12 protein-coding genes are annotated in these 13,967 nt (G+C 63.9%); 2 read left to right on the top strand and 10 right to left on the bottom strand.

Annotated features, from left to right (window positions below; all coding sequences use genetic code 11):
• Window positions 1-41 precede the first annotated feature (41 nt).
• Entirely contained in the window at window positions 42-1,745 is a 1,704-nt protein-coding gene (locus tag ACVWWJ_RS19195) for a hypothetical protein (RefSeq protein WP_456969094.1), read from the top strand.
• An 18-nt stretch (window positions 1,746-1,763) separates the two neighbouring features.
• Here the strand turns inward: ACVWWJ_RS19195 and ACVWWJ_RS19190 are convergent, their stop codons facing one another.
• The 8 genes from ACVWWJ_RS19190 to ACVWWJ_RS19155 form a co-directional block, all read right to left on the bottom strand.
• A complete protein-coding gene (locus ACVWWJ_RS19190) occupies window positions 1,764-2,750 on the bottom strand; it encodes a glycosyltransferase family 2 protein (RefSeq protein ID WP_456969093.1) in 987 nt (328 codons plus the stop codon).
• Window positions 2,747-3,169: a GtrA family protein gene (locus tag ACVWWJ_RS19185; protein ID WP_456969092.1), complete on the bottom strand. Its 423-nt coding sequence runs from the start codon at window positions 3,167-3,169 to the stop codon at window positions 2,747-2,749. The genes ACVWWJ_RS19190 and ACVWWJ_RS19185 overlap by 4 nt, the downstream gene beginning before the upstream one ends.
• A gap of 4 nt (window positions 3,170-3,173) precedes the next feature.
• Window positions 3,174-4,577, bottom strand: a complete 1,404-nt coding sequence (locus ACVWWJ_RS19180) for a mannose-1-phosphate guanylyltransferase/mannose-6-phosphate isomerase (protein ID WP_456969091.1) — start codon at window positions 4,575-4,577, stop codon at window positions 3,174-3,176.
• Between the two features lie 13 nt (window positions 4,578-4,590).
• Window positions 4,591-5,964 (bottom strand): phosphomannomutase, encoded by a 1,374-nt coding sequence (locus ACVWWJ_RS19175; protein WP_456969090.1) that lies wholly within the window; start codon window positions 5,962-5,964, stop codon window positions 4,591-4,593.
• Window positions 5,965-5,966: 2 nt separating this feature from the next.
• Window positions 5,967-6,905, bottom strand: coding sequence for an electron transfer flavoprotein subunit alpha/FixB family protein (locus ACVWWJ_RS19170; protein WP_456969089.1), 939 nt, complete (start codon window positions 6,903-6,905; stop codon window positions 5,967-5,969).
• Between the two features lie 22 nt (window positions 6,906-6,927).
• Window positions 6,928-7,674, bottom strand: a complete 747-nt coding sequence (locus tag ACVWWJ_RS19165) for an electron transfer flavoprotein subunit beta/FixA family protein (RefSeq protein ID WP_107912800.1) — start codon at window positions 7,672-7,674, stop codon at window positions 6,928-6,930.
• Window positions 7,675-7,818: 144 nt separating this feature from the next.
• Complete coding sequence (locus tag ACVWWJ_RS19160; RefSeq protein ID WP_456969088.1) at window positions 7,819-9,060, bottom strand: glycosyltransferase; 1,242 nt, start codon at window positions 9,058-9,060, stop codon at window positions 7,819-7,821.
• A gap of 26 nt (window positions 9,061-9,086) precedes the next feature.
• Entirely contained in the window at window positions 9,087-10,694 is a 1,608-nt protein-coding gene (locus ACVWWJ_RS19155) for an electron transfer flavoprotein-ubiquinone oxidoreductase (RefSeq protein ID WP_456969086.1), read from the bottom strand.
• Window positions 10,695-10,844: 150 nt separating this feature from the next.
• Here ACVWWJ_RS19155 and ACVWWJ_RS19150 point away from each other — a divergent pair, with 150 nt between their 5' ends.
• Entirely contained in the window at window positions 10,845-12,245 is a 1,401-nt protein-coding gene (locus ACVWWJ_RS19150; RefSeq protein ID WP_456969085.1) for an amidase, read from the top strand.
• A gap of 179 nt (window positions 12,246-12,424) precedes the next feature.
• On the opposite strand, the gene ACVWWJ_RS19145 is transcribed toward ACVWWJ_RS19150, so the two are convergent.
• Together ACVWWJ_RS19145 and ACVWWJ_RS19140 are read right to left on the bottom strand one after the other, a co-directional pair.
• Window positions 12,425-13,030, bottom strand: a complete 606-nt coding sequence (locus tag ACVWWJ_RS19145; RefSeq protein WP_456969084.1) for an ABC-type transport auxiliary lipoprotein family protein — start codon at window positions 13,028-13,030, stop codon at window positions 12,425-12,427.
• Complete coding sequence (locus tag ACVWWJ_RS19140; RefSeq protein WP_159896412.1) at window positions 13,027-13,965, bottom strand: MlaD family protein; 939 nt, start codon at window positions 13,963-13,965, stop codon at window positions 13,027-13,029. Before ACVWWJ_RS19140 ends, ACVWWJ_RS19145 begins: the two co-directional genes overlap by 4 nt.
• Window positions 13,966-13,967 lie beyond the last annotated feature (2 nt).

Raw genomic sequence — 13,967 nt, 5'->3', positions numbered from 1 at the left:
CGCTCACGTCGCCTGCACGCATCATGTTACACGGAGCCTTCATGATCAGGGAATCGATTCCCAAGCCCTTGCCGCGGACCGCCCCCCTGGTTGATGTCCTCGCCATGCTCGCCCTCGCTCTCAGCGCTTTTGCGCTCGTGGCGAAGAACCTCTTCATCGACAACGCCGTGGTCTTTCACGACGAGTACCTCTACAAGGTCTGGGCCGACGCGACCATCGATCATGCGTGGATGTTGCAGCACGGTGTGGCACCGCCCATGCCGAACCGCCTGTTCGCACTGGTATTCAGGCCAGCTGCGCATGGTGGGCTCAATGCCTATGACATCGCTCAGCTGATCAATGTCGGATTCTGGGCAATGGGCTGTGCCGCGACATGGACGCTCGTTCGGCGGCTCCGTATGACGACGACGGGTCATTTGTCCGCCTTCGGACTCGCACTCGTGGCGCTGCCGCTGTCCACGTACACGAAATATTTCATGCCGGAAGCGATGTACACGGGCATGTTCCTCGTGGCGACGCTCGTGCTGATCGATGGCGGCCTCCGAGGCTCCCTCGTTCGCATGGCGGCGGCTGGCTTCGTGCTGGCTGCCATGTACTACGTGAAGCCGCATGCGTTGTTCGCGCTCGTCGTGTTCCTTCTGTTCGCACTCACCCTCGCAAATCGCTGGCGTGCGAGCCGCGCCGTGCTCGGCGGATTCGCGGTTGGCTTCGTGATTCTGAGCAAGCTGATTCCCAGGCTGTCACCCCCCGGGCCCCACGACCTCGGCGTCTATGAGGGCATGCTTCGAGGCTTGTCGGAACGCCTGGCGAGCTATGCCGATGGCCCCTTCGGCCTGGTGCTGGACCTCGCGCATGTAGCTGCACCGCACGTGGCCATGTTTTGCGCCTGCTTCGGCGTGGCTGCCGTGTTCGTCGTTGGTCAGGTGTTTCCGCGCTGGCGCCTCATTCGCGACGAGGTAGCCGTCCCCGCCGAACACCGTGCTTTTGCTCGCTTCCTGCTCATTGCCACACCCATCCTGATCGGCATCGCCGTTCTGTTCACGGTGCTCGCCGGCGAGAGCGGCCGCGTGCACACGCGTTACTACATGTTCCTGTTTCCACTCTGGGTCGGCTTCGTCGCCATGCTGGGTCGGTACAAGCTGCGAGTGAACGGCGCGGCGATCGCGTCGGTCTTCGTCCTCGGTGGCGCCGGGTGGCTCTGGTTCCGGGCACCGACGTATGCACCCTATCTCAACCTCTCCCACGTCAGCGATGGCCCAGAGTGGGGCTTCGTCTTCGCCGGTGCCGCCTTTCCTGTCGGTCTCGCCTTGCTGGTGGTGGCGGGCTTGTGGACGGCGTGGAGAGGCTACGGCGGGAAGGCCCTGCTGATCGTTCTCGCCTTCGTTTCACTGGAAGCGACGGTGGAAACGGCGTCCATCCAGAAATCGGCCTTCCGCAACGGCGCGACCGACGGACGCGATTCGGTCGCTGTCGAACAGATCATCGGCCCGGCCGCGGTACGAAAGCTTGTCGTCGTGGGACCGCAAGCGGGTGACGTGGACAAGTTCCTCTTCTTCCTCCGCGACACGCCGCTGGTCGACTATCGACCGGATACCACGCCCGTCGACGACATCGAGCAGCGGTATCCCGAGGCGGACTGGTTAGTGACCGTCACGACGGCTTATCCCGTTAGCGATCGTTACAGGTGCCAAAATGTCGGGGCTATCCGCTTGTGCGCGCTTCCCAGGCCCGTGCACGTCCGGTAGGCGCGCCCGCCAAGAGCGTCAGTCGTCCAGGTGCATCGGTGCGGACCGGCGTACCTGCTGGAGCGCCCGCTTCGGCACGTTCGCAAAGTCGAAGCTCAGGAAAGCAAGAATCAACTGAAGGCCGGCCAGGACCGAAAGCGCTGCGATCATTACCGTACCGGTAGGGGTGGCGACGTGCTTCACGTAGGAATGGATCCAGTGGTACCCGCCAAACACCAGGCCGAACGTGAAGATCAGCGTGCCGAAAACCAGCTCCAGCGAAGCGATTGACATGTCGCGCAGGAAGTAGTTGTAGAAGATCCGCTTACCCGTATTGCGTAAATGCTTGCCAACGAACTCGCCAAGAATCTTGGAGATCTTCAGGTTGCTCACTTCATCGCCGTAGAAAGCATCCATCGGCACGTCGACCACCTTGGCGCGAATGGTTCCGAGGCGGAACAGAAGATCTGTTTCGAAGAAATAGCGCTTGCTGACTCGGTGCAGGGGGAGGGCGAGTACGGCATCGCGATGGATGGCCGTGTAGCCATTCGTCGGATCGAAAAGATCCCAGTAACCAGTAGACAGCTTGGTCATGAACGACAGGACTGCATTGCCGAAGATACGGATCGCCGGCATGCGGTGGATATTGTCCAGATTGTAGAAGCGGTTGCCCTTGGCGTAGTCGGCATGGCCGCGCACAATGGGCTTGACGAAGGAGCCGATCAGCGCTGCATCCATTTGGCCGTCGCCGTCCATCTTCACCAGGATGTCCGCGCCGGCCTCGACGGCGGCCATATAGCCGGTCATCACCGCGCCGCCCACGCCCTGGTTTTGCTCATGGAACACGACGCGCACGCGGGGATCGCTGACCTGCGCTTCGACCAGCTTGCCGGAGCCTTCGGGGCATGCGTCGTCGACGACGTAAATCATGTCGACGTCCGGACCTAGTGATGTCACCACGTCGACAATGTGCGCCGTGACTTTATACGCCGGGATGACGACGGCGATCCGCGGAGTGGGCTTCATGTGGGTGACCTCGATCCTTCGGGCTTGCGATAAATCCAGAACTTGGAGACGGCGAACCCCAGCGCGGCAAGAGTCGCATCGGACACGGGCTTGACCATCCATGCCCAGTGCAGGCCCTGGGCGCGATCGACGAGCAGGACGACGAGCGTGCTGATAGCTGTGGTCACGATCCAGGTAGCCAGGTAACGAAGGAGGGATTTGCGTGACAGGGACGGCTTTCCCCCCTCCGCAAACGTCCATTTTCCATTTAGCCAGTAGCCAATGCATGCACCGAGAATGCGGCCGGACACATTGGCCGGTGCAGCGGGCGCACCGGCGAACGTAAGGACCACGAACGTCATCCAATCGATGACGATTTGCAGCAGTCCCACCACGCCGAAACTCGCCGCCTGGCGAAAAAAAGTCGAATGAACCTTCATCACGTTACTGCGTGCGACCGTACATATCCTCGAAGCGAACGATGTCGTCCTCGCCGAGGTAGCTGCCGGACTGCACTTCGATCAGTTCGAGCGGCAGACGACCCGGGTTGCGCAGGCGATGCGTGACGCCGAGCGGAATATACGTGCTCTGGTTCTCGGTGAGCAGGATGACCTTCTCGCCACAGGTGACCTCGGCTGTGCCGCTAACCACGATCCAGTGCTCCGCACGGTGGTGATGCATCTGGAGGCTGAGCGTGCCGCCGGGCTTCACCGTGATGCGCTTTACCTGGAAGCGGTCGCCGTTGTCGATGGAGTCATACGCACCCCAAGGGCGATACACCTTGCGGTGCCACTTCACCTGCGGACGTCCTTCGCTCTTGAGCTGCTGAACGATCTGCTTCACTTCCTGGATGCGTGACTTTGCGCCAACCAAAATCGCATCGTCCGTATCGACGACGATGACGTCATCGAGGCCGATCATCGCAATGAGGCGTTGGCCATGCGCGTAGGTGCCGTGGCAGTCGATCGCGATGACATCACCGTGATGCGAGTTGCCGTCGGCATCCTGGGGATTTGCCTCCCACAGTGCGGACCAGGAGCCAACATCGCTCCAGCCAGCATCGAGGGGCACGACAGCGGCGGCATCGGTCTTCTCCATCACGGCGTAGTCGATGGAATCCGAGGGCGATGAGGCGAAGGCTTCGGCGTCGAGGCGGATGAAGTCCTCGTCGCGCTTGGCCAGCTCGAGGGCACGTCGGCACGCTGCGAGCATCTCGGGCTGGAAACGGCCGAGCACGTCGAGATAGACACTCGCCTTGAACAGGAACATGCCGCTGTTCCAGTAGTACTCGCCCGAGGCGACGTAACCCTCGGCCGTGGCCTGGTCGGGCTTTTCGACGAAGCGCTCGACCGCACGTGCTCCTTCGCCCGGGGCGGCCTTGATGTAGCCGTAGCCGGTTTCAGGGCCTGTCGGAACAATGCCGAACGTCACCAGCTTGCCTTCGCTGGCGCTCACAGCGGCCTTGCGTGCGGCTTCGTGAAATGCGATGTCATTGGTCACGACATGGTCGGACGGCAGCACCAACAGCAGGGCATCCTCGCCGCCGGCGAGCGCTTCAAGTGCGGCGATAGCAATAGCCGGTGCGGTGTTACGTCCTGTCGGTTCGAGGATGATCGACTCCGGCTGTGCGCCGACTTCGAGCAACTGCTCGGCCACCATGAAACGATGTTCCTGGTTGGCCACGACGATGGGTCGGCGAGCCGCGATGGGAGCGACGCGCTTCCACGTCGCCTGCAGCATCGTGTCGTCGCCCACAAGCGGGAGGAACTGCTTCGGGTACGCCTCGCGCGACAACGGCCAGAGGCGCGTGCCCGAACCACCGGAGAGGATCACGGGAAGAATATTCATGGCTATCGGTCTCTCAATGTTGGCCCGGGGTGCCGATCAGATCGGCGATCTCGCGTGTGCGATCGTTCATCAGCGCTTCGTCGCCGCGCGATTCCACGTTGAGTCGGAGCAAAGGTTCGGTATTCGAGCTGCGCAGGTTGTAGCGCCAGCTGCCGAAGTCGGCGCTGGTGCCATCGGTGCGATCGATAACTGGATTCTTCGAGGCGAAGTGATCATTAACGCGCTTCACTGCGGCAGCTGCGTCGTCCACCCGGAAATTGATCTCGCCGCTGCACGGGAACGCGCGCATGCGGTCTTCGACCAGTTCAGCGAGAGACAGGCCGGAGGTCGAAACCAGTTCGGCAATGAGCAGCCAGGGAATCATGCCGGAGTCGCAGTAATTGAACTCACGGAAATAATGATGGGCGCTCATCTCGCCGCCATAGATGGCGTTCTCGGCGCGCATGCGCTCCTTGATGAAGGCATGACCGGTCTTGCTCTGGATCGGCACGCCACCGGCTTCCTGCACCATCTCGATCGTGTTCCAGGTCAGGCGGGGGTCATGGATGATCTTGCCGCCCGGATGCCGGACCAGCGCCGCCTTCGCGAGAAGGCCGACGAGGTAATAGCCCTCGATGAATCGGCCGTCTGCATCGAAGAAGAAGCAGCGGTCGAAATCGCCATCCCACGCGATTCCCAGATCGGCGCCATGGGCACGTACTGCATCTGCCGTGGCGCTGCGGTTCTCGGGAAGCAGCGGATTGGGAATTCCGTTCGGGAAGCTGCCGTCCGGCTCATGGTTCACCCGGATGAATTCCAGCGGCAGGTGTGGCGCGAGCTGATCGACGACCAGTCCGGCACCGCCATTGCCCGCGTTGACGACTACCTTGAGCGGCTTCAACTTAGAGCGATCGATGTAGGAAAGCAGATGCTCGACGAAGGCAGCCTTGGATGTTTCCTGGCGGATGCCGCCCGATTTTGCACCCGACGTGAAGACGTTCGCGATAGCCGCATCGCGAATGGCGAAGAGGCCGGTGTCGCCACTGATCGGACGGGAGCCCTCGCGCACCAGCTTCAGCCCGTTGTAGTCCATCGGATTGTGGCTGGCCGTCACCATGATGCCGCCGGCGGCATTGAGATGCGGCGTCGCGAAATAGACTTCTTCGGTACCGCACAGGCCGATATCGATGACATCACGGCCGGCGTCGTTCAGTCCGGAAGCCAGCGCGTCCTGCAGGGCCTTGCTGGTGAGGCGGATGTCACGGCCGAGGACGACGGGACCCTCGCCAAGCACGTCCGCCGTGGCGCGACCGATACGGTATGCGACGTCCTCGTTCAACTCATCGGGAACGCGGCCGCGAACGTCGTAGGCCTTGAAGCAGGGCATTTCGTTGGACGGGCCCGTCATGGTCAGAGCGCCTGCTCGAGCTCAGGGAGAATCTTAAACAGATCCCCCACCAGACCGATGTCGGCAATCTCGAAGATCGGCGCCTCGCCGTCCTTGTTGATGGCGACGATCGTGCCCGCATCCTTGATGCCCGTCAGATGCTGGATGGCCCCCGAGATACCGATAGCCATGTAAAGCTCCGGCGCAATGATCTTGCCCGTCTGGCCAACTTGCATCTCGTTCGGGCAGTAGCCCGCATCGACGGCAGCGCGCGAAGCACCCACGCCGGCACCGATCTTGTCGGCGAACTTGTAGATGATGTCGAAGTTTTCCTTCGAGCCCACGCCACGGCCGCCGCTGACGACCTTTGCTGCGCCCTGCAGGTCCGGGCGGTCGCTCTTGCCCTGCTGCAGGTTCACGAAGCGCGTGTGGGAGGGCAGGGTGGCATCGATGGTCAGGGCCTCGACGGGCGCGGAGCCGGTCGACGCGGCCGCGGGCCAGGAGGCCGTGCGAATCGTGGCGACGACGATCGAGGCGGCGTCCACTTCCACCGTGACGATGGCATTGCCGGCGTAAATCGGGCGCTTGAAGCTGTGTGCGCCTTCGACGCTCATTACGTCGCTGACCTGCGACACGCCGAGCAGGGCGGCCACGCGCGGGGCGAGGTCCTTGCCGAAGGTGGTCGAGGGGGCGAAGACGTGCGAGTAGCCGGCGGCGGCCTTGGCGATCTGCGGCGCGAGGATGGCTGCCAGGGCGTGTGCATTTTCGGCACGAGCCACGGTGAGCACCTTGCTGACACCGGCGATCTTCGCGGCTTCGGCGGCGACCGCGTCAGGCGCGTCGGACAGCACGATGACGTCGATGGACTCCGGCTTGGCGGCCACGGCAGCGCTGACGGCACGAGCCGTGGCGCCGTTGAGCTTGCCATCGAGGTGTTCGGCGATAACGAGGATCTTGGACATAGGAATTCTCCGGTCGGCTGCTTTACAGCAGGCCCTTCTGCTTGAGGGCCGCGACGAGCTCGGCGGCGTCCTTGACCATCACACCCTTGGTGCGCTTGGCCGGGGCGGCGTAGTGCGTGGTCTTGATGTGGTCAGCGGCATCGATACCAAGCGAACCCAGCTCGATCACGTCGATCGGCTTGGCCTTGGCCTTCATGATGTCCGGCAGCTTGATGAAGCGCGGCTCGTTCAGGCGCAGATCGGTGGTGATCACGGCTGGGAGATCGGCTTCGATGGTCTCGAGGCCGGCGTCGACTTCGCGGGTCACCGTGGCCTTGCCGTCGGCGATTTCCACCTTGCTGGCGAAGGTCGCCTGCGGGCGGTCCCACAGCGCCGCCAGCATCTGGCCGGTCTGGTTGGCGTCATCGTCGATGGCCTGCTTGCCAAGGATCACCAGGCCCGGCTGCTCTTTCTCAATGAGCTTGAGAAAGGTGCGGGCGGCGGTCAGTGGCGAGACGGCGTCGGCGGTTTGGACGTGAATGGCGCGGTTGGCGCCCATGGCCAGGCCGTTGCGCAGGTGGGCCGTGAGGTCGGCCGGACCGATGCCGACCACGATGACTTCCTCGGCCACGCCCTTCTCGCGCAGACGCAGGGCCTCTTCGAGGGCGATATCGTCGAACGGGTTGGCGGAGAGCTTGACGCCATCCGTGACCACGCCAGTGCCGTCAGGCTTCACCTGGATGCGGACGTTGTAGTCCACGACGCGCTTGTAGCCGACCAGAATCTTCATCTGCGTTTCCTTGGGGTTGTAGCTGAAGGTCGCGAGCGACCCAGTCACATGAACGAGTTGACCAGGGATTATAGCGTGCGTGAGGGCGCCTCACTGAACCGTTGCCGGGTCCTTGGAGGAGGCCAGAACCCGTCCGGGCGCCGCTCAGGACGCCGGGGTCAGGGCGAGACGAAGGGCGTCGCGGGCCCGGCTGACCGAAAAGTGCTCGCGAACGTTCTCCAGCCCTCCCTCGGACAGGCGCAGCCACAGGGCCTCGTCCTGGTAAGCCTGCGAGATCGCATTCGCCATGTCCGTGGCGTCGTCGGCCACCAGTGCGTCGACGCCGTCCCGGATATACATCCCCTCAGCAGCGATCGAGGTGAGGACAACAGGAAGCCCATGGCTCATGGCCTGGTTGACCTTGCCTTTCACGCCCGCGCCAAAGCGTAGCGGTGCAACCGAGAGGCGTGCCTGCGCGAGCAACGGAGCCAGATCCGCCACGCGGCCGTGCACGACCACACCCTCTCGCTCGATCGAGTGTCGCGCTTCGTCATCGATATCGCCGACGACATGCAATACCAGCGTCGAGTCTCGTGCGCGAAGTTGAGGCAGCACATTGTCCGCGAACCAGCGTACGGCATCCTCGTTAGGTGGATGTCCGAACCCTCCGACGAAAATGAGGCCAGTACGAGACGAGAATGGCGCGGTCCTGCCGAGGATGTCGTGAATATTACTGACGACCCCCACGGACGATTGGGGCGCTTCGCGAGCGAGGATAGCCTGTTCGTCGGCGCTAACCACGAGCGTGACGTCAGCTCGGGTCACCATGGCCAGCTCGCGCTTCCGGGAGCGGGCGGCCTGCCGCGCGAGCGACGCATTTCCGGTCAGTTCTGCACCACGTTGTTCGCGTACGAAATGCAGGTCGACAGTGTCGAACAAGATGCGGGCGCGCGGCGCATGTTCCCTGACCAGATCGATGTATTGGTCGGCGATCGGCAGCCGACACAGAATGGCCGCATCGATGGTGGCCCCTCGTTCCACCAGTAAGGAACGAGGGCGACCGCGATGCACGTTCACCCCGATCGCCGCGAGGCGCCGCATATCACGCTGAGATGCGTCATCGTCGTCCGCGATGAAGTCGATCGTCCATCCGTCGGAATGCAGCAGCGCGAACATCTGGCAGAGGCGCATGGATCCGGAGTCGCGATTCGGATCCGGGGTCATCGTATCGATGACGAGGACACGTTTTGCCGGTCCGTGCGCTGGTACTGACGCAACGACGATCGGTCCGCCTTTGTCATCCGGCGCGTCGCGCAATCCGGACCGTCCGGCGAGCGCGCGGCGAAAGGTCGCCCGCCAGCCACGTACAGCTACGCTGCCACCGATCCGTCGGGCGACGTGCGCCATACGCCGGAGTTTCCACCTGATATCCATCAAAGATTCTGGTAATTCGGACCCGAGCCGCCTTCCGGCGTCACCCAGGTAATGATCTGGTACGGATCCTTGATGTCGCACGTCTTGCAATGCACGCAGTTCGCCGAGTTGATCTGCAGCCGCTTACCGGCATCGTCCTGGACGATCTCGTAAACACCCGCCGGACAAAACTTCTCGCAAGGATTGCCATACTCAGTGGTGCAGCGGTCGATACAGATGGAGGTATCCAATACCTTCAAATGCACCGGCTGGTCTTCATCATGCTCGGTCGCCGCGAAGTACACGCTGGCCAGGCGATCGCGAGGTGCAAGGGTGCGGTCCACGTAATCTTTCGTCGGCGCTTCGTACTGGCCCAGCTTGTCCAGCGACGACCAGTCCGCGTGGTTCGTCATCGTCCACGGCGAACGTCCGCCAGTCACGGTTTCCCATGCGGCGTTGATCAGGCCGAACCACAGACCACGATTGAAGCCGGGACGGATGTTGCGCACCTTCTTCAGCTCGCTCATCACCGCCGAGGCGCGCAGCTTCGCATCCCAGCCAGCGGGATTCAGCGTGCTGGCAACCAGGTGTTCCGCAGCGAGCATGCCCGAGGCAATCGCCTGGTGGGTGCCCTTGATCTTGGGCACGTTGACCAGACCGGCGGAGTCGCCGATCAGGATCGCGCCGGGCATCTCTACCTTCGGCAGCGACTGGAAGCCGCCCTCGACAATCGCGCGCGCGCCGGCGGAAAGAATCGTGCCGCCCTCGAGCAGGCCCTTCACGTTCGGGTGGTGCTTGAACTGCTGGAAGGCCTCGAACGGTGAGAACTTCGGATCCGGATAGTCGAGGCCGACGACGAAGCCGACCGCCACGCGATCCTTGTCCAGGTGATACAGGAAGCTGCCGCCGTAGGTGTCGTTGGCCAGCGGCCAGCCGGCGGTGTGCACCACCTTGCCCGCTTCGCCGCGGCCCGGCGGCAGCTGCCAGAGTTCCTTGATGCCGATGCCGTAGGTCTGCGGATCGCTGTCCTTGTCCAGGTCGAAATGTTTGATCAGCGCCTTGCTGATGTGTCCGCGGCAGCCTTCGGCCAGCACGGTGACCTTCGCCCGGATGTCGATGCCTTCGGTGTAGCCCGGCTTATGCGTGCCGTCGCGCGCCACGCCCATGTCGCCGATGCGCACGCCATTTACGGCGCCGGCTTCGTCGAACAGGGCCTCGGCAGCGGCATAGCCGGGGAACACGTCCACCCCAAGCGCCTCGGCTTGTGGGGCGAGCCACGCGCACAGCGCGCCGAGGCTGACAATGACGTTGCCGTGGTTGTTCATCTGCGGCGGTGTCACCGGGAGCTTGGTGCCCGAGGCGTGGTCGCGCAGCAACCAGAATTCGTCCTTCGTCACCGGCACGCAGACCGGCGGCGGGCTGTTGCGCCATTCGGGGAGCAGGCGGTCCAGCGGCGCGGTCTCGATCACCGCGCCAGACAGGATCTGCGCGCCGATGGTCGAGGCCTTCTCGATCACGCAGACGGTGATCTCCGGATTGAGCTGTTTCGTACGCATCGCGAACGCCAGGCCGGCGGGGCCGGCTCCGACGACGACGAGGTCGTATTCCATGGTTTCGCGTTCGCTCATGGCTGGCTCACTCAATCTTGGCTGGCTACAGGGATCAACCTGGCATTGTCCGGCTTCGTCTGCGCGCGGGCAAATGGTCGTTTGAAACGAGCCGGGTTGCGTGAGCTTCACATTCCGCGTTCATAATCGACCCATGCGCAAGGAGAGTTCATGAATACGATGCCGCCGGTGGCCGACACCGACATGCGACGCGCCACGCTGCTGCAGATGCTGCACTGGCTGGCGATAGGGAGAGTCCAGCCGCAGGCCCTCTCGGACGTTTACCAGAACGCGATCGAGCGCCTTAATCCGCGGATCAATGCCTATGCGGATTTCAGCGTGTCCCTCATCCAGGAGCAGTCCCTGGCTGCCGACCGGCGCCGTCGCGACGGCGTGATCGGGCGCCTCGACGGCATTCCCATCGCGATCAAGGACAACTTCGACGTCGCCGGCACGCCCACGCTTGCCGGTATGCGGCGGCGCAGCGTCGTTCCAGCCCAGGACGCGCACATCGTTACGCGCCTGCGGGCCTCGGGCGCCGTGCTGCTCGGCAAAACGAACATGGACGAAGGTGCGCTTGGGCTCACCACGAATAATCCGTTTCATGGCGCAACGCACAATCCGCATCGTCTGGGCTACACCGCCGGCGGCTCGTCAGGCGGTGCCGCTGCGGCCGTCGCCTCCGGCATGGCCGTGGCGGCGATCGGCTCGGACACCCTGGGTTCGATCCGTGTTCCGGCCAGCTACTGCGGCGTCTATGCGCTGAAGCCGACCCACGGCGAGATTTCCGCGCGTGGTCTGGTCCCGGCGGCTCGCCGCCTCGATGCCGTCGGACTGCTGGCACGTGGCGTCGACGATCTCACCGTGCTGCTGCAGACGCTGGCGGGCTACGACGCCGACGACGCGCGGTCCCGCCGCCGCCGCGTGGCGTTTTCGCCGCCAGACTGGGAACCGGGCAACCTCCGGGCGGGCTTCCTGCCGGATCTGGCCGCCGTGGGTGTGGAACGCGACGTGATTGATGTGTTCGAGGAGGCGCTGAGCAAGCTCAATGGCGAGCTCGGTGAGCGCCGGTCCGTCGATTTCTCCGACTGGGATTTCGCCCGGACCCGCCGCGCCGGTCTTCTGCTGATGGAAGCCGAGATGCTCAACACGTTCGCCGATGAACTGGCGGACGAGGCGTACCCGGTTTCGCCAGGGTTCCGGCAGATGGTGGACTTCGCAGCGCGCAAGTCAGCCGCTGATTACGTCGCTGTCGATCGCGTGCTCGACGACGCGACGCTGAAGATGCGCCGGCTGTTTGCCCAGGTCGATGTGCTGGTGATGCCGACGACGCCACAGGGTGCGTTCCCGCTCGACGGGCCGGTGCCGAACTCGCAGGCAGACCTGTGCAGTTTCGCCAGCCTTGCCGGTTGTCCGTCGGTGAGTATCCCGATGGGCACGCTACCGAACGGCATGCCGATTGGCATGCAGCTGGTGGGTGCGCGCGGTTCGGATCTGAGGTTGCTGGAGTTGGCGGCGGTTTGTGCGTCGTCGATGGATGCCGAGCCGGTGTATCCCGTCGAGCCTGTTTAAAAGCATCGCCGATGAATCGGCTCCCACAAAGAGCGGCGCAGGTCTCCCCCCCTCCCCCCCTGTAGGGGCCGCTTCAGCGGCGATGCTTTCGCCCCAATGTGGGAGCCGCTTCAGCGGCGATACTTTCGCCCCGCTGTGGGAGCCGCTTCAGCGGCGATCCGCGCGAGAGCGCGGCCAGATTACCTGGCGCTGGCGGTCTCCAGCGTCCACCCCACGATCTCCCGCGACACCTTATCCATAGCCCGCCCAAACGCCTCCACCACCTGCGGCACATCCTTCCCATTCACCGGCTCGTGCACCTCGAACCGCCGCGTACCCACGATCTGATGCTTGCGCGTCGCCGCCAGCACGGCGTCGTACTTGATCACGACCTCCGGCGAGCCCGAGGCATATTCGCTCTGGAACGCGGCAAGGCTTCCACCCAGTTCGAAGTCAGCCCCGAGGTTGCTCTCGTCCGTGCTCAGCGCCGCGACCCGGCCGCTGTCGCGAAAGGCATCGGCCACGCGATCGCGGAACAGGTTGGTCGTCGTGTCGCTCCAGCGTGCTCCCGCGTACACGGTGATCTGATTGGACTCCGGCACCACGGCGATGCGCACATTGTCGAGCGAGCGCGGCGCGCTGGGGGCGGCGATGCGCAGCGCCCACGGCACCGGGGTGACGGCAGCGGGACGTGCGCCGGGCGCGGCCGGCAGGGTGTAAACCTTCGGCGTCTCGGCCTTGGGCAGGATCGAGCACGCCGACAGGAGCACGAGCAGTAGCGGGGCGGCAAGGCGGGCACGGCTCATGGGGTGAACTCCTTAACTTTTTCGCGGCCGAACAGGTAGCCGCTGGGATTCTCGTCGAGACGACGGGTGATCGAGCGCAGCGAGGTCAGCGTGTCGCGGAGCTCGCGCAGCGCCGGGGCCAGTTCGCCCAGACTCGCCGCGCCGCCGTTGATCGCGTCGCTGTTGTCGTTGAGCAAACGGTCCACCGAGGCCATCGAATGTTCCAGCGACGCCATCGCGTGCTGCGCACTTTCCAGCGTGGCCTTGCCCTGGCCTTCGATCAGGCCGTTGGCGTTGTGCACCAGGGTCTTGCTCTCCACCAGCGTCTCGTTGGCCTGCTTCGTCGCCGTGGCGAGCTGCTTGATCAGGTCGCGGATGTCTTCACGCTCGTCGGCGATCACGCCTGTCGTCTGGTCCAGGTGTTCCAGCGTGCGCTCGATCCGGTGCACGTTCTCTTTCGAGAGGAGATCGTTCGCGCGCGCCGCGGCCTGGCTGATATTGGTGATGAGGTCCTCGCCGTTTTCGAGCAGACGGGCCAGCGGCGAGGGATCGGCGATGATCACCGGCACTTCGCCGTCATGCCCGACCAGCAGCGGACTTCCGGGCGTGCCACCGGACATCTGGATGATCGCCACGCCGGTGACGCCGGTCAGCGCGAGCTTCGCGTGGGTGTCCTTATGTAGCGGGGTGTCGCCGCTCACGCGGACGCGGGCCAGTACGCGGCGGGGATCTTCCGGGTCGAGGCGAAGCTGCATCACGTCGCCCAGCCGGATGCCGTTGTACTGCACGGCGCCTCCCTTCGACAGGCCGGTGACTGCCTCGTTGAAGACAATGTCGTAGTAGTTCCACTCCTGGTCCGAGTGGGCCTTGGCCAGCCACACACCGAAGCCGAGACCGGCCATAACGATGAGGACGGTGAACAGTCCGATCAGGATGTGATGCGCGCGCGTTTCCATGG

It is taken from the genome of Luteibacter sp. HA06 (genome assembly GCF_054061215.1).
This window is presented reverse-complemented; position numbering and strand designations above follow the sequence as displayed.